Origin of the sequence: Exiguobacterium antarcticum DSM 14480 (assembly GCF_000685865.1) — a bacterium.
GTDB lineage: Bacteria > Bacillota > Bacilli > Exiguobacteriales > Exiguobacteriaceae > Exiguobacterium_A > Exiguobacterium_A antarcticum.
On the sequence record NZ_JMKS01000005.1, the window covers coordinates 23120 to 42367 of the forward strand.

Sequence of the window (19248 nt, forward strand, 5' to 3'; positions counted from 1 at the left end):
GTCTCTCTCACGTCTCGGTGAGTGGACCGACTTTTTTTGTATCTAGCGCCGAACGACGCTTGTCTTCCTTGTCCGATTTGTGTTATTTTGGCGAAATGAGTCGAATTAAAGACAAATAAGCTTGAAACTTTTCCGCTAACATTTTAGTATAAGAACTATAAGAAAGCGTTTTCAAACTATAAAGGAGGTCGAGCTTTCATGAAAAAAAATTGTGGACGGTCCCCATGGACGAAAACAGAAGTCCGTTCTCATCAGGCGGTCATCAATGGAAAGCTTGCGCCTACACTCGTGATTGAAAATGCGACGTACTTAAACCAAGGCCTCAAAGCATGGCGAACGGCTAACATCTGGATCAGTGGTGACCGGATCATCTATGTGGGACCGGAGATGCCAGAAACGGCAGATGAAGTCTACGATGCTTCCGGGAAGTTCATCGTTCCAGGTTACATCGAGCCACATGCCCACCCCTTCCAGCTCTACAATCCAGCGACGCTCGCAAAATTTGCGGCAGAACGCGGAACGACGACACTTGTGAACGATAATATGCTCCTTTTATTAGAGCCCGTGGAGCAAGCGTTTGCGCAGGTTGACGCATTAGCAGACCTTCCGACCTCGATGTATTGGTGGGCACGACTCGATGCGCAGACGGAGCTCGACTCCGACAGTATCGCGATTGACAACAAGCGGGTTCAGGCATGGCTGAAGCATCCCCAAGTGATCCAGGCCGGTGAACTGACGGGTTGGCCACGTCTGTCACAAGGTGATGACGAATTGTTGCAATGGATGCAAGATGCGATGAAACTCGGGAAACCGATTGAAGGACATTTCCCGGGAGCGTCCGCGAAGACGTTGACGAAGATGGCACTTTACGGCGTGACGAGTGATCATGAAGCGATGACTGTCGAAGAAGCCCTGACCCGACTGGAACTTGGATATACGACGACGATCCGCTACTCGTCGATTCGTCCGGACTTACCGGATATTTTTGCGGGACTCGTCGAAGCCGGACTACAAAATTACGAAAAGGTGCTCGTGACGACAGATGGTTCGACTCCGTCGTTTTATAAATCCGGTTTGATGGATGAGACGATTCGTCTGATGCTCGCTGCCGGAATCACGACTGAGGATGCTTACCGGATTGCCTCTTATAATGCGGCACGTCACTTTAACCTGGATCATCTGCTCGGAAGCATCGCACCCGGACGGATTGCCCACCTGAACATCTTAGAAGCAAAAGACCAACCGACACCAGTTGACGTCTTAGCAAGAGGAACATGGGTCCGCAAAAACGATATCCCGTGTTACCCGGTCGAAGCGCTTGATCGTGCACTGGCATTGATGCCAGTCTCTGAAGTCGGGATTGATTTGACGGAACAAGACTTTTCTTTCAGCATGCCGGTCGGACTCGAGATGGTCAATTCCGTCATCATGAAGTTGTATCAGATTGAACATGATACAAGCATGCAAGTCCTGCCGACCGGATGTGATGAATCCTATTTGATGCTTGTGGACCGGGAAGGGAAATGGCGTTTGAATACCGTCCTGAAAAACTTTGCGACGCATGTCGGGGGACTCGTCAGCTCCTATTCGATTAGTGGGGATATCTTACTGATTGGAAAATCAAAACGTGACATGCAGATTGCGTTTGAGCGGATGAAATCATTTGGTGGTGGTGTCGTCCTAGTCGATGACGGGGAAGTGATTGCGGAAGTTCCGCTCACATTGATGGGGCAGACGTCTGATTTACCGTTAGAAGAGTTGATTGTTCAAGAAACGGCACTCCGGGAAGCCTTATTTGCACGAGGATACCAGTTCGAAGATCCGATCTATACGTTGCTGTTCCTTGCTTCGACACACTTGCCGTATGTCCGGATCACACCGCAGGGAATCTATGAAGTCCTGCGGAAGAAAGTACTTTTCCCGGCAATTTTGCGCTGACGCTTGAAATTTAAAACGTCGCACTTTAAACTGTTAAAGAGCAATGAATGGGAAAGGGAGTTAAACGATGCAACTTGATAAATTGCGTGGAAAAGAACTCGATCAATTATTTACAGCCATCATGAAGATGGATTCATTAGAAGATTGTTATACCTTGTTTGAAGACTTGGCGACCGTCAATGAAATCCAGGCATTGGCACAGCGCCTTGAAGTCGCACGACAATTGCGTGAAGGAAATACCTATCATAAGATCGAGAAGGCGACGGGTGCTTCGACAGCGACGATTTCCCGTGTCAAACGTTGTCTGAACTATGGTTCTGGCGGCTATGATTTAGCACTCGCACGATTAGGTCTTGAAGAGAAGGAAGTAGCGGATAACTAACCGGTTATCCGCTATTTCTGCGAAGGAGGACGACGCCGGATGGATTTAGCGTTTCAACAAAAAATTCAACATTTCATTCGAAAACTGACGCCGATCCAGTCACTCGTCATTATTTATTTCGTTGCCGTCATCATCGGAATTATTTTGCTTGGATTACCTTGGTCGACACAAGGGGATTACAATTGGGATTTTACGGATCTTGTGTTCATGGCCGTCAGCTGTGTCAGTGTGACCGGTTTGACGACGGTATCTGTTTCGGATACATTTACGACGTTTGGCTATTTCATGATCATGCTGTTAGTCCAGGTTAGCGGGATTGGTCTGATGTCGCTCCATATCGCGATGTGGGTCATTCTCGGGAAACGAATTGGTTTTCGGGAGCGGCAACTTGTCGTCCGTGACCAAAATCAGACGACGATGCAAGGGGTCGTCAAATACATTCGTGAAGTCATCTTAATTATTTTATCAATCGAAATCATTGGAGCCTTGATTTTAGGCTTCTATTATACGAAGTACTTTCCGACGCTAGGTGAAGCGATGTTACAAGGGTTGTTTGGTTCTGTCAGTGCGACGACGAATGCCGGTTTCGATATCACGGGAGAGTCGTTGTTGCCGTTTCGGGGAGATCTCTTCGTCGTCTTCATGCAAATCGTCTTGTTGACGCTTGGGGCGATCGGGTTCCCGGTCTTGGTTGAAGTCCGGCGCTATATCTCCTACCGGGCGACACGTCAATCAACGCGTCAACCGTATCATTTTTCATTATTCACGAAATTGACGGCTTCGACGTTCTTTATTTTGGTCCTGTTCGGAACAGCCAGCCTGCTGCTGTTTGAATGGAATCAGTCGTTTAAAGGGTTGCCGGTCGGTGAAAAGCTGGTTGATGCCTTGTTCCAATCCGTCACGACCCGAAACGGCGGGCTGACGACGGTCGACATCACGACCTTCTCGCAAGCTTCGATTTTTGTTTTATCGATTCTGATGTTTATCGGGGCGTCGCCTTCTTCCGTTGGGGGAGGGATTCGGACGACGACGTTTGCCGTCGCCGTTCTCAGTGTCATTGCCTTTATCCGCGGGGAGTATGGGATTAAGATTTTTGGGCGTGAGATCGGACAGTCCGATATTTGGAAAGCATTTGTCGTCATCGTCGTCTCGACCGGTGTGACGATGATTGGATTGATCGTCTTGTTGATCTTTGAAGATGCCCCGTTCCTCGTGTTATTTTTTGAGGCCTGTTCCGCGTTTGGGACAACCGGGCTGTCGCTTGGCATTACGAGTGAATTATCTGATGTCGGAAAATGGACGTTATCCGTCTTGATGTTCATCGGACGAATCGGTGTCATTTCCTTTGTGCTCCTGCTCAAAGCCAACCAGCCGAAACGGAATTACAATTATCCAAAAGAATCGGTCATCATCGGTTAAGGAGGTTGCGACATGCAACGTACATTTTGGATCAACTTTGGTTATATCTTTATGGTTCCCGCCTTACCGTTTTTAGCACTCGTCAACGGTCGAGCCCTTTGTTCACCGGACTCGCCGTTGCTCGATGTCCCTATCCTTGGTTTTTTCTTAGCCGAACCGTGGGCATTTGCTGTTATTTACGCCTTCCTCGCCTTTGGACTTGCCGCGTTGTTGACGAAACGCCAAGTCCGGACTTGAAAGGTGTGTCCCATCTCGCTCTGCGCGGGATGGGTTTTTGTTTTATACTGGACACAGCGAATGAAAAGAGAGGGTGGAACACACATGTTGTTACCGTATAATGAATGGCGTCATGTCTTTAAGCTCGATCCGGCAAAGGAAATTGAAGAAGACGCCCTCCAAGCGATTGCTACGTCAGGAACCGACGCCATCATCGTCGGAGGAACCGATGACATCACACTCGATGCGACACTTGATTTACTGATGCGGTTGCGTCGTTACCCTGTCGCGGTGGCGCTCGAAGTATCGGAACTAGAAGCGGCGACGATGGGATTTGATACGTATTTGACGCCAAGCGTGCTCAATAGTGGCACACTGGAACACGTCATTGAAAAGCAAGTCGAGGCGCTAGAAGAAGTGGGGCATATGCTGGCACATGCGGACCTTGTCGGGGAAGGGTATATCGTACTGAATCCTGATGCCAAGGTCGCCCGTGTCACGCAAGCAAAGCAACTAGCGGACAATACGGTCATTGCATACGCACAACTCGCAGACAGTGTGTTCCGGATGCCGGTTATTTATTTAGAGTATAGCGGTATCTACGGTGATCCAAAGCTTGTCGCTTCGGTCAAACGCGTGCTGAAGCAAGGTCGCTTGTTTTATGGCGGCGGCATTGACTCTGCCGAACGGGCGAAAGAAATGTTGGCGTATGCCGATACGATCATCGTCGGCAATATCATCTATGAGAATTTAGAGGCAGCACTTGCGACAGTAGCTGCAACACGATAAAATATAAGAACAAAAGTTCGGAATACAGAAATGAGGCTATTTAGATGTTTAATTTAAGTGAACAGCTTGTCAGCGGATTGAATCCGGAGCAAGCAAAAGCAGTCAAGCATACGGACGGACCGTTGCTGATCATGGCGGGAGCCGGATCAGGGAAAACACGTGTCCTGACACATCGGGTCGCCTATTTAATGGCTGCGAAACAAGTCGCACCTTGGAATATCCTGGCGATCACGTTTACGAATAAAGCAGCACGTGAGATGCGTGACCGGATTTCCCGTCTTGTTGGTGGTGTCGCCAATGACATCTGGGTATCAACCTTCCATTCGATGTGTGTCCGGATGTTACGTCGCGATATCGAAAAAATCGGCTATAACCGTAACTTTACGATTCTCGATTCAAGTGATCAGCAGTCGGCACTTAAATTAGTCCTGAAAGAACAAAATCTCGATCCGAAAAAATGGGATCCACGATCGATGTTGTCGATCATCTCGAGTCAAAAAAATGAACTTCGCAGTGCCGAGTTTTACGCCTCAATCGTCACGAACCCTTATGAAAAAACGGTCGCTGAGATCTACAAAGGATACGAAGCGATTTTACGCCGGAACAATGCCCTTGATTTTGATGATTTGATTGGTAAAACGACGGAGTTGTTCAAACAAAATCCGGACGTCCTGGCGTTTTACCAACGAAAATTCCAATACATCCATGTCGATGAGTATCAGGATACGAACAAAGCTCAATATGATCTCGTCAACCTCCTAGCAGCAGCGCATCAAAATCTATGTGTCGTCGGGGACTCGGATCAATCCATTTATCGTTGGCGTGGAGCGGATATCGCTAACATTCTTTCGTTTGAAGAAGATTATCCGACGGCGAAAGTCATCCTGCTTGAACAAAACTACCGATCGTCGAAACGCATTCTGGACGCAGCGAACCATGTCATCCAAAACAACAGCACCCGTAAAGATAAAAAACTGTGGACGGAAAACGCGGAAGGCGAAAAACTGGTGATCCATACAGCAGAAAACGAACGGGAAGAAGCGTTCTATATCGTTCAGGAAATCCGCAATGCTTTGCGTTACGGGATGAAATTAAACGATGTCGCGATTCTGTACCGGACCAATGCCCAGTCACGGGCGATTGAGGAAACGTTGCTCAAATCGAATGTTCCGTACAAAATGATTGGCGGCACGAAGTTCTACGATCGGAAGGAAATCAAGGATGTCTTGGCTTATCTGCGTCTGATTTCGAATCCGAACGAAGATTTATCGTTTGCCCGCATCGTCAATGAACCGAAGCGCGGAATCGGCGCGACGACGATCGATAAATTACGCGATTTCGCGGACTTACAGGGCGTTTCCCTGATGGAAGCGATCCGTGACATCGAATTGTCGAGCATCGCCCCGAAAACGGCAGCAAAACTGACGGACTTCCGAACGATGATTCTTGGTCTGCAACAGATGCAAGAATTCATCAGCTTATCCGAGCTGGTGGAAGAAGTGCTTGAGAAAACCGGCTACCGTCAAGTCTTAAAAGAAGACAAGACACTGGAAGCACAAAGTCGTCTCGAGAACATCAACGAGTTCATCACGGTTGCGCAAAACTTTGAAAAAGAGACCGAAAAAGCAGATCCGGAAGAACAAACCATCATCGCTTTCTTAACCGATTTGACGTTGGTCGCTGATGTCGACTCACTGGATGAAAGTGATCCGGGGGAGCAGGTAACCTTGATGACGTTACACTCAGCGAAGGGGCTCGAGTTCCCGATCGTCTTCCTGATCGGAATGGAAGAAGGATTGTTCCCGCACAGCCGCTCCCTGCAGGATGAAGATGAAATGGAAGAAGAACGCCGTCTTGCTTACGTTGGGATTACACGGGCTGAAAAACGCCTGTATCTCTCGCACGCGCGGATGCGTTCGCTCTATGGTCGGACGAATGCCAATCTCGAATCCCGTTTCCTTGCCGAATTACCGGAGGAAGTACTGGAACGGACCGGTAAAAAACCGAAACCGTTACCGTGGGAAGATCGTCCGGTGCCGCAAGGAAAGGCCGTCATCGGCCGATCGGTCACGAAACCGACAGCGATGAAGACGTCAGGCGCTGAATCACTCGGCTGGAACGTCGGGGACAAAGCGGAACACGGAAAATGGGGTCGGGGAACAGTCGTGCAGACACGCGGAGCAGGGGACAGCTTAGAAATCGATATCGCCTTCCCGGAAGTCGGTGTCAAACGGTTGCTTGCGAAATTCGCACCGATCAAAAAGGTATGAGTGGAGGCGTCAAGATGATAGAACAGGCACGAATCGAGGAATTACGCCAAAAGTTGAACCAATACAGTTATGAATATTACGTGCAGGATCAACCGACTGTTCCGGACAGCACCTACGATCAGCTGTTACGTGAACTGATGGATCTCGAAACACAGCACCCAGAGTTGATTACGGCTGACTCGCCGACGCAACGCGTCGGTGCTGCGCCGCTCGATGCCTTCGAGAAGGTGACTCATGATTTACCGATGTTATCGCTCGGAAACGTTTTTGACGAGACAGAGATTCGGGAGTGGGTCGCTCGCATCGAACGCTCACTCGGCCGTTCGACGACATATGTCGCCGAATTAAAGTTTGATGGTCTGGCGATTTCCTTAAAGTACGAAGACGGACGTCTCGTCCGCGGTGCGACACGCGGCGACGGAACCGTCGGCGAGAACATCACGCAAAATCTGCGGACAATCAAAGCCTTGCCGCTGCGGTTACGTCAAAATGAAACGGTCGAGGTGCGTGGGGAAGCCTACATGCCCAAACAATCGTTTGAACGCCTGAATCAAGATCGCGCAGAACGTGAAGAAGCCTTGTTTGCCAATCCGCGGAATGCGGCAGCCGGTAGCTTACGGCAACTCGACTCTTCAATCACGGCGTCACGTAATTTATCCGTATTCGTCTATGGACTCGGGGTCAACACACTTAGTGCCCGATCGCACAGTGAAGCGATGCAACAGCTAGCTGAACTCGGACTCCCGACAAATAACGAGATGCGGACATGTGAGACGGTGGAAGATATCTTGGCGTACATTCAGCACTGGACGGTTGAACGGGCAACACTTCCGTACGAGATCGACGGGATCGTGCTGAAGGTTGACCGCTACGATGATCAAGAGGAGCTCGGATTCACAGCGAAAAGTCCCCGTTTTGCAACGGCTTATAAATTCGCCGCGGAAGAAGTCATGACGACGGTCGAAGAAGTTGATTTCAGTGTGGGACGAACCGGGAAAGTCACGCCGCGTGCGCGCTTTGCTCCGGTCGTCGTCGCGGGATCAACCGTCAGTTATGCGACATTGCACAATGCCGACTTCATCACGGAAAAAGACATTCGTCTGCATGACCAAGTCATCATCAAAAAAGCGGGTGACGTCATACCTGCCGTCGTCAGTGTCGTCGTCTCAGAACGGACAGGGAACGAACAACCGATTGAGTTTCCGACACACTGCCCGGCTTGTGCATCGGAACTTGTTCGCCTCGAAGGCGAAGCGGATATCCGATGTGTCAGTCCGGAATGTCCAGCTCAACTCGTTGAAGGCATCATTCATTTTGTGTCGCGACAAGCGATGAACATCGATGGACTGGGCGAGAAGGTCGTCCGCCAATTGTACGAACACCAAGCGATTCGGACCTTAGCCGACCTGTATCGGCTCGATCGGGATGAATTGTTAACGTATGAGCGGATGGGCGAAACATCGGTCGAGAATTTACTGAAGGCGATTGAAGTGTCCAAGAACAACTCATTGGAACGGCTGATGTTTGGTCTTGGTATTCGATTGGTCGGACAAAAAGCAGCCTACTTGTTAGCGGAACGGTTTGATACACTCGATGGTATTGCACAAGCGGAGTACGACGATATTCTGGCGATTGATGGCATTGGCAGTAAAATCGCCGACTCGGTCACGAAGTATTTTGAACATCCGGAAGCCCAAACCTTGATTCAAGATTTGGCAGCACTGGGACTCAATCAACAATTCCTCGGACAACGGATCGATCAATCGAATGCTCCGCTTGCCGGAAAAACGATTGTCCTGACGGGAACACTCGAAACGCTAAAACGTTCAGAAGCCGGAAAACGGCTTGAATTGCTTGGGGCAGACGTGACAGGAAGTGTCAGTAAAAAAACAGACATTCTTGTCGCTGGTGAGAAGGCGGGTTCCAAATTAACGAAGGCGGAGTCGCTCGGGATTGAGATTTGGGATGAAACGCGGTTACTCGAAGAGTTAACGAAGTACGAAGGATAAAACAAAGACCGACTCAAATGTCGTTCTCTACACAAACGAGGGTGGCAGATTTCAAATCTGCCACCCTCGAATCGTTTACAAGAGATTACTCGCTTCACGTAACGCCTACAGAAAAAAACGCAGAAACCTGCGCTGTCAGAGACGAACAAGATCCATTTCCTTGCCTGCACGGACAGGGGAGTTGGCTTGTGTTTCGCCTGAGGAAAGCGCGTGAAAGAAAGAGTAATCTCTTTTCTGTAGCTGAAGACATCGGTCGACTTCATCACCGTTGTTATCTCGATTCCGTTTTGATCAAGACACCTTGTTTGATCAGACGATTGGTCGCCGTTTCCGGAGGGTCACAGGTGATGAGCGTAATCGTCGCTTGTTTGACGTTTTGATTCAAGACAGATACATCAGTCGGTTTGACAAGCTTCGAGGCCGTCATCTTGTAGGTATAACGATGACTTTTTGTCGTCACGGTGACGTGTGCCCCTTCTTTTAATTCGGGCAATCGATTGAAGTGAAGTCCTTTCGTAAAACTACGGTGTCCGGCTAAGGCATAATTGTCTTTACCCGGAGCACCCGTCTGTTTCAGATGACCAATACTTTGGTCGAGAATTTTAGTCGAAGCGCCTTCTAAGATGACTTGTTCAAAATCGATGGAAGGAATCGTCAGCAAGCCACTACCGTTCGTCGCGACAGGGGCCGCCGTTTCTTTGGCAGCGACGGCTTTTAAATTTTGAGTCCAGCGTTGTTTAAGTTCGTCGGCAGCGGTTTGTTTTTGGTGTGCGGTAAAAACGGGCCATGCGATCAAAAGAATACCTGTAATTAGTAAAAGCAGACCAAGAAGTTGTCGTCGTTTCATGAAAAAAATCCTTTCGTCTGCATAAAAGCAGGGTGTACTTTTTTGAAAAATAGGGAAAAACAACTCCTTCCCCGATGGAAAACTATTCTGTTATGATAGAGAGAACGATTTTAAACATATGGGGTGCGTAAATAGATGAAATATAAAAAAATGGCAGCATTGACGTTGACGAGTACATTGTTCCTCGGCGCGTGTTCGTTTGATTTATCACAAAAAAGCGATACAAAAGAAGTCATCACGGAAAGTGAACAAGGAAAAGAAGTGCAGGCAGTCGTCAGTCCGGCGATTGATACAACGGATTCTTATTACCGGACCGTTTTACCGTTTCGACCAAGTGTCGCTCGTGGGATGACACAAAAACGGGTCAGTTCACGTCTCGAATTGGACGAGATCGAAACCGGACTGATGCGTCACTCGACACAATTTTTTGATCCGGAAAAATATTATTACCAAGAAGGTCAATTGCTTGAAGCGGAGCAGATTGCCCAGTGGTTACTGCGAAAAGGAAAAGCCGGTGACGGTGTCAGTGATCCAAACGGTTTGAATCCAGCCTATACGACAGGGAAGTCCTATAAAGAAAAAAATCAAAAGTCTCCTCTGATTCTATCGCACATCTTGGAGCAAGACTATATGTTAGAAGAAGATAAAAAGCTTGAGATGGGCGGTACTTCAATCGCGTTAGTCTTAAATAGTGAATACGTCTTCCAAGATGAAAATTATGGACCGACCTACACGGTGAAACTGGATGAGAAGAAAGTCATCGCACAAGGGAAACAGATGGCGAATGAACTGGTGAAAAAAATGCGGAAAACGGACGGAATGAAAACGACGCCGATCCATGTCGCGTTGTATTTACAAGAAAGTGAAGGTTCACCGGTGTCGGGTCATTATCTATCCTCTGCCTTTATCGGACGTGGGAATCAAATCAGCGAGAATGACTGGAAAAATTACGATGAAAAGTATTATTATTACCCGTCTGGCGTTGCGACCAATGATGTCCGGGATGATGCGGCAAAATTTGATCTGTTCAAGGATCGTTTAGAGGATTACTTCCCGAACTATACCGGGATGATGGGGGAAGGCTTTTACCAAGAAGGTGAGCTGAAGAAACTCGAAATCAAAATTCCAGTTCAATTTTACGGAAAAGCAGAGCTCGTTGCCTTTGTTCAATACGTCACCTACCTGCTGGAAAATCGTTGGGAGTACAACCGGAACGTCCCGACGACCATCACCGTCACGAATTTAAATGGGGATACGGAAGCCATGTTATTCATTGAGCCGGAGACGAAAAAACCAATCGTCAAAATTCGTTGATTTCATACAGGAAAAAAGACTCTTTGCGAAAGCGGGAGTCTTTTTTGATACTTAATTTTGTTCGCGGACTTCTTTGGATTTACGAAAGCCGTCTTGGAAGAGCATAATAGAAAAGAAGCATAATGCGGATCAGGTGGATTGACGCTGCATTCGCCTGTTTTAATTCATTGTAAGGGAGAGAGTCGTATGAAAGGTGGTATTTTTTCACAGATTAGTGCTGTCCGGGAAGAGTTGCCTTCTTCATCACGGAAAGTCGCTGATTTTGTTTTAGCGCATATGAATGAAATCGCGGGGATGACGATTCATCATTTGGCAGAAGAATCGGGAACAAGTGCGGCGGCAGTCGTCCGCTTTTGCCGGGCGCTTGGATTGAAGGGGTATCCGGAACTACGGATGCGGATTTCGGCGGATACGGCCCGAACGGACTTAAAAGGATATCACGATATCGAAAAAAATGAACGACCGGCTGACTTGGTTGAAAAGACATTAAGCAACAGTATGCAAGCCTTACAGGATACAGCAAAGCAGTTGAGTGAAAACCGGATTGCCGAGGCGATGAAAGTCCTCGATCAAGCACGGGCGATTTATTTTTATGGGATCGGAGCATCAAATGTGGTTGCGTTAGATGCCGCACAAAAGTGGACCCGTGTTGGTAAATTAACGATTCAAGAATCCGATCAACATCTCGTCGCGACGATTTTGGCGAATGCGAGTCCGGACGATGTGTTTTTCGCAATTTCTTACAGTGGAGAAACGGAAGAAGTCGTTGAATTGATCCGTCTTGCTAAAATACGTGGATTACAAGTCATCAGTCTGACACGGTTTGGAGATAATCGGGTCAGTCAGTTGGCGGATATTGCGTTGTGGACGTCGCGGGCACCGGAAGCCCCATTACGGAGTGCTGCCCTCAGTTCGCGCCTCGCACAGCTGTTTGCGATCGATGTGTTGTTCCTATCCTATGCGGCGGTTCATTATGACGATACGATTGAACGGCTTCAATATACACGGGAAAGCGTTAAGATGTTGCACAGCAAAAAATAGGGGGTTACATAAATGAAGCAGACAGTAGAAGAGATGGTGGAGCAGTTATTTCCAGTAATGGTCGAACGGCGTCGTTATTTACATCAACATCCAGAACTGTCGTTTCATGAAGTCGATACACCACGGTTCATCGCTGAACGATTAACGGAACTTGGAATCGACGTCCGGACCAATGTCGGAGGTCGTGGTGTCGTCGGAACGATTCGGGGCGGAAAACCAGGTAAGACGGTGGCACTACGGGCTGATTTCGATGCCTTGCCGATCCAGGATGAGAAAGAAGTCGAGTACCGTTCGACCGTTCCCGGTGTCATGCATGCCTGTGGTCACGATGGGCATACGGCGACTTTACTTGCGGTGGCGGAAATCCTCGTGCAGCAGAAAGAACAGTTAGCCGGGAATGTCGTCCTGATCCATCAGCACGCAGAAGAAGTCGTCCCGGGTGGTGCCCGTGACATGATTGCCGACGGTTGTTTAGAAGGGGTCGATGTCATTTTCGGGACACATCTCTGGTCGACGACGAAGCTTGGAACAATCGGCTACCGCGTCGGACCAGTGATGGCAGCAGCCGATAAATTCGAGCTGACGTTGTTTGGTCGCGGCGGACATGGGGCAAAACCACACGAAACGATTGATGCCGTCGTTCTTGGGGCGACGGTCGTCAAAGAATTGCAAAGTATCGTCAGTCGACGACTCGATCCCCTGCAACAAGCGGTTTTGACGATTGGAACACTTCATGCCGGGAATACGTTTAACGTCATTGCAGACAGTGCGCAATTGACAGGGACGGTCCGAACGTTTGATCCAGCAGTCGCCGAACAGATCGTCCGGGAAATGGAACGGACGATCAAAGGTGTGTGTGACGCGGCGGGGGCGACCTATTCGTTTACGTACGAAAGAGGGTATCCGGCGGTCGTCAACCATCCGGAAGAAACGAACCTATTGCGGACCGTTGCTTCTGACATCATGGGTGCGGATCACGTCTTTGAAATTGCTCCGACGATGGGCGGTGAAGACTTCGCGTATTATTTGCAACAAGTGCCCGGCACCTTTTTCTTTACCGGGGCAGGAGACGAAACGTTTTATCCGCATCACCATCCGAAGTTTGATTTTGAAGAACAGGCGATGCAATATGCTGCCCGGATTTTAATTGAGGCGACGTTACGCTATCTTGATTCTCCGATGGAACCTTAAGTCAGATACGAAAAGACACCTACCCTTCGGCAAGTAACCGGAAAGTAGGTGTCTTTTCGTGTAGATAGGAATTATAAAATTTCTTGGACGCGACCGACTTGCCCGTCTTCGAGTCGGACTTTGATACCGTGCGGGTGGTTTGGAGACTTCGTCAAAAGATCCTTGACGATTCCCTCCGTCCGTTTTCCTGTCCGCTGATCCTGTTTTAATACGATACTGACGTGTTGTCCGATTTTGACATCGGCTCGTTTTTTACCATCCATCTGTTGACCGCTCCTTTTTAGATAACTATGGATGTCAGTATACCATGCTTCTTCTGCACGAAACTTGTTTAAGGAAAATCCGTAAAGTGAAAAGAATGAAAGAATCAGCAAAAAAAGTTTGACTATATTTGACCAATTGAGCGATCAATTTTATAATTAAGATACAGAATGAACGTTAAGGGAGTGATCGGGATGGCAAAAGATTATTATCGAACACTTGGGGTCGAGAAATCAGCATCGAACCAAGAGATCAAACGGGCGTACCGCAAACTGGCGAAACAATACCATCCAGACGTCAATCAAGAAGCAAGCGCCGACCAGCGCTTTAAGGATATTCAGGAAGCTTTTGATGTGCTCGGGGATGAAGAAAAAAGAGCCCAGTATGATCAGTATGGAAGTGATTTCGAACGGGTGGCAGGGGCGGGATATGGTCAGTCGGCTGACTACGATGATTTGTTCCGTCAGTTTAACGGACGTCAATCGAGACCAGGCGGATCAGCCGGTCAATCGTTTGGATTTGAAGACATGTTTGGTTCGTTTTTTAGTCAAGAGGAAGAAGCGACGGATGAGGAACTCGAATTGACCGTTCCGCTCAGTCATCTCAGTACCAATGAGAAAGTAACGATTCGATTAGCTACGGGTGCGATTCAGATGAGTCTCCCAAAAGATTTATATGACGGAAAAAAAGTCCGGTTACGCGGGAAAAGTTCGATGCGCAACCGTAAAGGCATCGCTGGGGATGTCTACGTGACGATTCATCTGAAGGATGACGACCGTTTCCGCCGTCAAGAGACCGACGTCATCTCGACCGTCCGCGTCTATCCGACGATATTTGTCTTAGGAGGCGAAGTCGTGGCTGATACATTAGAGGGAAAACGTGTGAAATTAAAAATCAAACCAGGTACAAAACCGGGTTCGCGTCTCCGAATTCCAAACCGAGGGCTCAGTAACCGCGAAGGTCATCGAGGAGCTCTATTAGTGCAACTCGAAGTAAAACTTCCAGAAATGGATTCAGCATTTTATGAAGAGTGGGAAAATCGTTTATCTGTGAAGGAGTGACGTACAATGGATTTTGAAAAACTAACAGATCGGGCGCATGAAGCCATCGTATCGGCACAAGCGATTGCCAAACAACGTCGACACAGTGAAATCACGGAGTGGCATTTATTGCTTTCCTTGATTTCCCAAGAAGAAGGAATTGCACGAATCGTCTTTGAGAAGTTGGATCAGCGGATGGATCAACTCGAAGTAGCCATCAATGAAGCCATCGGGCGATTACCTGCCCTCGGTCAGTCGTCGACCCCGCGTATCAGTAACTCGCTGTTACAAGTACTGACGGAAGCAGAAACAGAAGCGCGATTGATGCAAGACGATTATGTCTCCGTGGAACATTTGTTGCTTGGTCTCGTTAAACAATCAAGTCCAGCGACACAATACCTGCGGAGCCAAGGCGTAACAGAACCATTATTACGAGAAGCGATCATCGAGATGCGAGGAAACCGGAAAGTTACGACCAAAAATCCGGAAGCCACTTTTGATGTGTTAAAGAAATATGGACGCGATCTCGTAGCCGATTTCCGGTCAGGTAAAACGGATCCGGTCATCGGACGCGATGATGAGATTCGCCGGGTCATTCGGATTCTCAGTCGGAAGACAAAAAACAATCCGGTTTTGATTGGTGAACCGGGTGTTGGGAAAACGGCCATCGTCGAAGGACTGGCTCAACGGATTGTTCGGGGAGATGTGCCGGAAAGCCTCAAAAATAAACAGTTATTCAGTCTGGATATGAGTACACTCGTCGCCGGTGCCAAATACCGAGGGGAGTTCGAAGAACGGCTCCAAGCCGTCTTGAACGAGGTCAAGGAAGCCGAAGGTCAGATTCTGTTATTCATCGATGAATTGCATACGATTGTCGGTGCAGGTAAGACGGAAGGTGCAATGGACGCCGGGAATATGTTAAAACCGATGCTTGCCCGGGGAGAATTACATTGTATCGGTGCGACGACATTAGATGAATACCGGAAATATATCGAAAAAGACCCGGCACTTGAACGTCGTTTCCAACAAGTCCTCGTCGCGGAACCGGATGTCGAAGATACGATTTCGATTTTGCGCGGACTGAAAGAACGGTTTGAGATTTACCATGGTGTCCGGATCCATGACAATGCCCTTGTCGCAGCAGCCATTCTTTCGGACCGTTACATCACGGACCGTTTCATGCCTGATAAAGCGATCGACCTGGTCGATGAAGCCTGTGCCATGATTCGGACCGACATGGAATCCATGCCTGCGGAACTGGATTCTTTAGTTCGTCGTGTCATGCAACTTGAAATCGAAGAAGCAGCACTCAAAAAAGAAACCGATGAAGCATCACGGAAGCGACTTGAGGTCTTGCAACAGGAATTAAGTTCTGTTCGGGAAGACGAAAGTGCGCTCCGGACAAGGTGGGAACGCGAGAAAGACAGCTCCCAAAACGTCCAGCAGTTGCGGGCGGATCTTGAAAAAGCAAAACTTGCCTTGCAAGAAGCAGAAGGACGGTATGATTTAAATACAGCATCGGAAATCAAGTATGGACAGATTCCAGCACTTGAAAATCAGTTGAAGGTGGCGGAGGAATCGGCGGAACACGTCTCGCATGAACTAGTCCGAGAAGCCGTGACAGACGAAGAGATCTCCGATATCGTCTCGAAGTGGACGGGGATTCCGGTCAGCCGTCTCGCACAAGGCGAACGCGAAAAATTACTGTATTTAGAAGATACGTTGCATGAACGAGTCTTTGGCCAAGATGAGGCCGTCCGGTTGGTCTCGGATGCTGTCATCCGGGCACGTGCGGGAATCAAAGATCCGAATCGTCCGATCGGTTCGTTCCTGTTCCTCGGTCCGACCGGTGTCGGGAAGACGGAACTTGCGAAAGCACTCGCAGCTGCGATGTTTGATAGCGAAGAACATATCGTTCGAATCGATATGTCGGAGTATATGGAAAAACACAATGTATCACGTCTAGTCGGAGCCCCTCCAGGATATGTGGGGTATGAAGAAGGCGGTCAATTGACGGAAGCGGTGCGCCGAAGTCCTTACTCTGTCCTGCTGTTTGACGAAATCGAGAAGGCGCATGGTGATGTGTTTAACATCCTGCTCCAAGTGTTAGACGATGGAAGGTTGACGGATGCACAAGGGCGGATGGTTGACTTCAAGAATACGATCGTCATCATGACGTCGAATATCGGTTCAAACATCCTACTCGAAGCAGCAAAAGATGGAAATATTGATGCGGCAGAAGAAGAGGCCGTTCGCCAAGAATTAAAAAATTATTTCCGGCCGGAATTCTTGAACCGGATTGATGACACGATCCTCTTCCATCCGCTCCATCGTGCCGAAATCGAGCGGATCATTGATAAAGCGGTCAGTAAAATGGCCGATCGTCTCTCTGGTCGTGAGATTACGATCGATGTGACGGATGCTGCGAAAACCTTGATTTTCAACGAAGCCTTTGAACCGCAGTACGGGGCACGTCCAATCAATCGGTACATTCAACGGACGATTGAGACAAAACTGGCCCGTGCATTGATCAGTGGGGCAATCCAAGATGGTTCGCATGTCGCCGTCGATACGGATGGAACAGAACTTGTCATTCGTTGACATCTATTACAAAAAGGTCGTCTCGTCCTCTAACCAGTAGGGGACAGACGACCTTTTTGACGTGGCATGAAATCAAAAAGAAGAACGGTCATATCTCGTTTCTGAAAAGCATGATAAGCTATTAAAAACGACAGGAAGAGGGACTTCGATGAATGTAACGCAACAACAACTAGAAGAATTAATCGCTGAATGTCGCCCTTATACGGTGCTTGGACAGGTAGCGAGTTATATTCCAGAACTGGCAAAGTCTGAACCGACACAGCTTGGAATCGCTGTGTGTAATGCCGACGGAACGTTTGTATCGGCAGGGGATGCAGAAACGATGTTTACGTTACAAAGTGTTTCGAAAATCATTACGTTAGCCTTTGTCCTTGAGACATTTGGGGAAGACTATGTGTTCTCCAAAGTTGGGATGGAACCAACGGGTGATGCCTTCAACTCGATTGCGAAACTTGAGGAGACGATTCCGACCAAACCACTCAATCCAATGATTAATGCAGGTGCGCTTGCCGTGACGAGTATGTTGCCAGGAGAAGATGCTGCCGATAAACTGAACCGCTTACGTCAATTCATCGCGGACTTACTCGATATCGAACTCGACATGGTCAAATATGATGCGGAAGTTGCACAGTCCGAATTTGAGACAACGGATTTGAACCGCGCTTTGCTATATTTTATGCGGTATCATGGAGTCATCGAAGGAAATGTCGAAGAAATCATCGATGTCTACACGAAGCAGTGTGCCATCCTGACGAACTGTAAAGGGCTGGCTATGATGGGGAAAATTTTAAGCCAGTCTGGGAAGACACCGTCCGGTCATCAGGTCATTTCACGCCGAAACGCTCGGATCATCCGCGCCATCATGACGACGTGTGGCATGTATGATGCCTCAGGTGAATTTTCCGTCCAAGTGGGGTTGCCGGGAAAAAGTGGTGTATCCGGTGCGATTGTTGCCTGTGGTCGAAGTGACTTCGATATGGCGGATCTTGGAATCGGTATTTTTGGACCGGCACTAGATTTAAAAGGAAATTCGATTGCCGGAACAAAGATGCTTGAATTGCTTGTCCAGCGTCACCCCTAGGCAAACGAAAGCTGATCCAACAGCTTTGAGAGTTTCCGTTCGAGACGTTCGACTTCTTTTTTCTGTTGGGGTACTTGTGACGCAGGAACGGTGAAGATACGCCAACGTTCCAAGCGATTATACGTATCGTTGATATCACCCAATTGGGTCTGGATCCGTTTTAATCGGTCAACAGAAGACTTGGGAAAATCGGTGTAGGGACGCAAGTATTCTACCGTATACCTGTAAAATTTCGTCGCGAGTCGTAATTGGTGCATCATCTGGATGCGTTTATTTCCCTCCTTATGTTGGACTTTTTCATAATGGAGTCGTTTTTTATCGAATCGTTTTTCGGCAGTTTGGAGCAGTTCTTTTTCATCAATCCGTTTTAACTGTTTTGTTAAAGGACCGGCTAAAAACCGTCGGACGGAACGATCCAGTTCATTTGAGATCAACAGGTGCATCGTTTCGAGCAACGTCGCACGTTTTCCCTGGAGTTGGAGAGCAAGGTGCTCCGCAAACAGTTGTTCAATTGGAGAGTCAACGGATTGTTGGCTCAGTTGGACATCAAGATCACGGACTTGGCCAAATGCGTCCATCAGGCGTTTCCAGATGAGATAGATGGGTTCCTCCGTTTGATTGAGTAACTTAGCGAATGTAATCAATTTACGTAATCGAATCCGTGCCTGATGGACATCCTCCGGATTTTTAAAGGTTTGTGCTTCTTTTGCATAATGATTAAACGTCGACCATGTTTCCAACAATTCAAATGTTAAATTTTCGACATCACGATGATTCAAATGAATCCCTCCTTATGGATTTTACGTAGAACAGAGCATCATAGAATAACTTATTAAAAATAGGGGAATG

At 48.2% G+C, this 19248-nt stretch carries 15 protein-coding genes and 2 pseudogenes; 14 read left to right on the forward strand and 3 right to left on the reverse strand.

Features of this window, described 5'->3' with window-relative positions; all coding sequences use genetic code 11:
- The first annotated feature begins 198 nt into the window (after positions 1 to 198).
- The 7 genes from P404_RS0111430 to ligA all read left to right on the forward strand — a co-directional run bounded on the left by P404_RS0111430 (position 199) and on the right by ligA (position 9023).
- Positions 199 to 1938 carry an adenine deaminase C-terminal domain-containing protein gene (locus tag P404_RS0111430; RefSeq protein ID WP_026830843.1) on the forward strand — a complete coding sequence of 580 codons (1740 nt, stop codon included), beginning with the start codon at positions 199 to 201 and terminating at the stop codon, positions 1936 to 1938.
- Between the two features lie 67 nt (positions 1939 to 2005).
- Positions 2006 to 2320, forward strand: coding sequence for a YerC/YecD family TrpR-related protein (locus P404_RS0111435; RefSeq protein ID WP_014969469.1), 315 nt, complete (start codon positions 2006 to 2008; stop codon positions 2318 to 2320).
- Between the two features lie 39 nt (positions 2321 to 2359).
- On the forward strand, positions 2360 to 3739 hold the full coding sequence (locus P404_RS0111440) for a TrkH family potassium uptake protein (RefSeq protein ID WP_026830844.1): 1380 nt from the start codon (positions 2360 to 2362) through the stop codon (positions 3737 to 3739).
- Positions 3740 to 3751: 12 nt separating this feature from the next.
- Positions 3752 to 3976 (forward strand): hypothetical protein, encoded by a 225-nt coding sequence (locus P404_RS0111445; protein WP_026830845.1) that lies wholly within the window; start codon positions 3752 to 3754, stop codon positions 3974 to 3976.
- 84 nt (positions 3977 to 4060) lie between these two features.
- Complete coding sequence (gene pcrB / locus P404_RS0111450; protein ID WP_026830846.1) at positions 4061 to 4744, forward strand: heptaprenylglyceryl phosphate synthase; 684 nt, start codon at positions 4061 to 4063, stop codon at positions 4742 to 4744.
- Between the two features lie 44 nt (positions 4745 to 4788).
- Complete coding sequence (pcrA, locus tag P404_RS0111455) at positions 4789 to 7014, forward strand: DNA helicase PcrA (RefSeq protein WP_026830847.1); 2226 nt, start codon at positions 4789 to 4791, stop codon at positions 7012 to 7014.
- Positions 7015 to 7028: 14 nt separating this feature from the next.
- Positions 7029 to 9023, forward strand: a complete 1995-nt coding sequence (ligA, locus tag P404_RS0111460; RefSeq protein WP_026830848.1) for an NAD-dependent DNA ligase LigA — start codon at positions 7029 to 7031, stop codon at positions 9021 to 9023.
- 271 nt (positions 9024 to 9294) lie between these two features.
- On the opposite strand, the gene P404_RS0111465 is transcribed toward ligA, so the two are convergent.
- On the reverse strand, positions 9295 to 9870 hold the full coding sequence (locus P404_RS0111465; protein ID WP_026830849.1) for a class D sortase: 576 nt from the start codon (positions 9868 to 9870) through the stop codon (positions 9295 to 9297).
- 135 nt (positions 9871 to 10005) lie between these two features.
- On the opposite strand from P404_RS0111465, the gene P404_RS0111470 reads away from it, so the two are divergent.
- The 3 genes from P404_RS0111470 (at position 10006) to P404_RS0111480 (ending at position 13416) form a co-directional block, all read left to right on the forward strand.
- Positions 10006 to 11184 (forward strand): CamS family sex pheromone protein, encoded by a 1179-nt coding sequence (locus P404_RS0111470; protein ID WP_026830850.1) that lies wholly within the window; start codon positions 10006 to 10008, stop codon positions 11182 to 11184.
- Positions 11185 to 11370: 186 nt separating this feature from the next.
- Positions 11371 to 12225, forward strand: coding sequence for a MurR/RpiR family transcriptional regulator (locus P404_RS0111475; protein ID WP_026830851.1), 855 nt, complete (start codon positions 11371 to 11373; stop codon positions 12223 to 12225).
- Between the two features lie 12 nt (positions 12226 to 12237).
- Positions 12238 to 13416 carry a M20 family metallopeptidase gene (locus P404_RS0111480; protein ID WP_026830852.1) on the forward strand — a complete coding sequence of 393 codons (1179 nt, stop codon included), beginning with the start codon at positions 12238 to 12240 and terminating at the stop codon, positions 13414 to 13416.
- A gap of 71 nt (positions 13417 to 13487) precedes the next feature.
- Here P404_RS0111480 and P404_RS0111485 read toward each other — a convergent pair whose 3' ends face one another.
- A complete protein-coding gene (locus P404_RS0111485; RefSeq protein WP_012369376.1) occupies positions 13488 to 13679 on the reverse strand; it encodes a YwbE family protein in 192 nt (63 codons plus the stop codon).
- Between the two features lie 192 nt (positions 13680 to 13871).
- Between P404_RS0111485 and P404_RS19105 the strand changes: the two are divergent.
- The 4 genes and pseudogenes from P404_RS19105 to glsA all read left to right on the forward strand — a co-directional run.
- Positions 13872 to 14222 (forward strand): annotated as a pseudogene (locus P404_RS19105) (DnaJ domain-containing protein); the annotation flags it as partial.
- A gap of 102 nt (positions 14223 to 14324) precedes the next feature.
- Positions 14325 to 14738 (forward strand): annotated as a pseudogene (locus P404_RS19110) (DnaJ C-terminal domain-containing protein); the annotation flags it as partial.
- A 6-nt stretch (positions 14739 to 14744) separates the two neighbouring features.
- Positions 14745 to 17318: an ATP-dependent chaperone ClpB gene (gene clpB / locus P404_RS0111495; RefSeq protein ID WP_026830854.1), complete on the forward strand. Its 2574-nt coding sequence runs from the start codon at positions 14745 to 14747 to the stop codon at positions 17316 to 17318.
- 148 nt (positions 17319 to 17466) lie between these two features.
- A complete protein-coding gene (gene glsA / locus P404_RS0111500) occupies positions 17467 to 18399 on the forward strand; it encodes a glutaminase A (protein WP_026830855.1) in 933 nt (310 codons plus the stop codon).
- Here the strand turns inward: glsA and P404_RS0111505 are convergent.
- Positions 18396 to 19178 carry a CHAD domain-containing protein gene (locus P404_RS0111505; protein WP_014969483.1) on the reverse strand — a complete coding sequence of 261 codons (783 nt, stop codon included), beginning with the start codon at positions 19176 to 19178 and terminating at the stop codon, positions 18396 to 18398. The genes glsA and P404_RS0111505 overlap by 4 nt on opposite strands.
- Positions 19179 to 19248: the final 70 nt, after the last annotated feature.

What these genes read in the sequence shown, in the direction of transcription:
- P404_RS0111440 (WP_026830844.1), top strand. Translation starts at nt 2,360, where the DNA reads ATGGATTTAGCGTTTCAACAAAAAATTCAACATTTCATTCGAAAACTG.
- glsA (WP_026830855.1), top strand. Translation starts at nt 17,467, where the DNA reads ATGAATGTAACGCAACAACAACTAGAAGAATTAATCGCTGAATGTCGC.
- P404_RS0111485 (WP_012369376.1), bottom strand. Translation starts at nt 13,679, where the DNA reads ATGGATGGTAAAAAACGAGCCGATGTCAAAATCGGACAACACGTCAGT.
- P404_RS0111435 (WP_014969469.1), top strand. Translation starts at nt 2,006, where the DNA reads ATGCAACTTGATAAATTGCGTGGAAAAGAACTCGATCAATTATTTACA.
- P404_RS0111430 (WP_026830843.1), top strand. Translation starts at nt 199, where the DNA reads ATGAAAAAAAATTGTGGACGGTCCCCATGGACGAAAACAGAAGTCCGT.
- ligA (WP_026830848.1), top strand. Translation starts at nt 7,029, where the DNA reads ATGATAGAACAGGCACGAATCGAGGAATTACGCCAAAAGTTGAACCAA.
- pcrB (WP_026830846.1), top strand. Translation starts at nt 4,061, where the DNA reads ATGTTGTTACCGTATAATGAATGGCGTCATGTCTTTAAGCTCGATCCG.
- P404_RS0111470 (WP_026830850.1), top strand. Translation starts at nt 10,006, where the DNA reads ATGAAATATAAAAAAATGGCAGCATTGACGTTGACGAGTACATTGTTC.
- P404_RS0111475 (WP_026830851.1), top strand. Translation starts at nt 11,371, where the DNA reads ATGAAAGGTGGTATTTTTTCACAGATTAGTGCTGTCCGGGAAGAGTTG.
- P404_RS0111480 (WP_026830852.1), top strand. Translation starts at nt 12,238, where the DNA reads ATGAAGCAGACAGTAGAAGAGATGGTGGAGCAGTTATTTCCAGTAATG.
- pcrA (WP_026830847.1), top strand. Translation starts at nt 4,789, where the DNA reads ATGTTTAATTTAAGTGAACAGCTTGTCAGCGGATTGAATCCGGAGCAA.
- P404_RS0111445 (WP_026830845.1), top strand. Translation starts at nt 3,752, where the DNA reads ATGCAACGTACATTTTGGATCAACTTTGGTTATATCTTTATGGTTCCC.
- P404_RS0111465 (WP_026830849.1), bottom strand. Translation starts at nt 9,870, where the DNA reads ATGAAACGACGACAACTTCTTGGTCTGCTTTTACTAATTACAGGTATT.
- clpB (WP_026830854.1), top strand. Translation starts at nt 14,745, where the DNA reads ATGGATTTTGAAAAACTAACAGATCGGGCGCATGAAGCCATCGTATCG.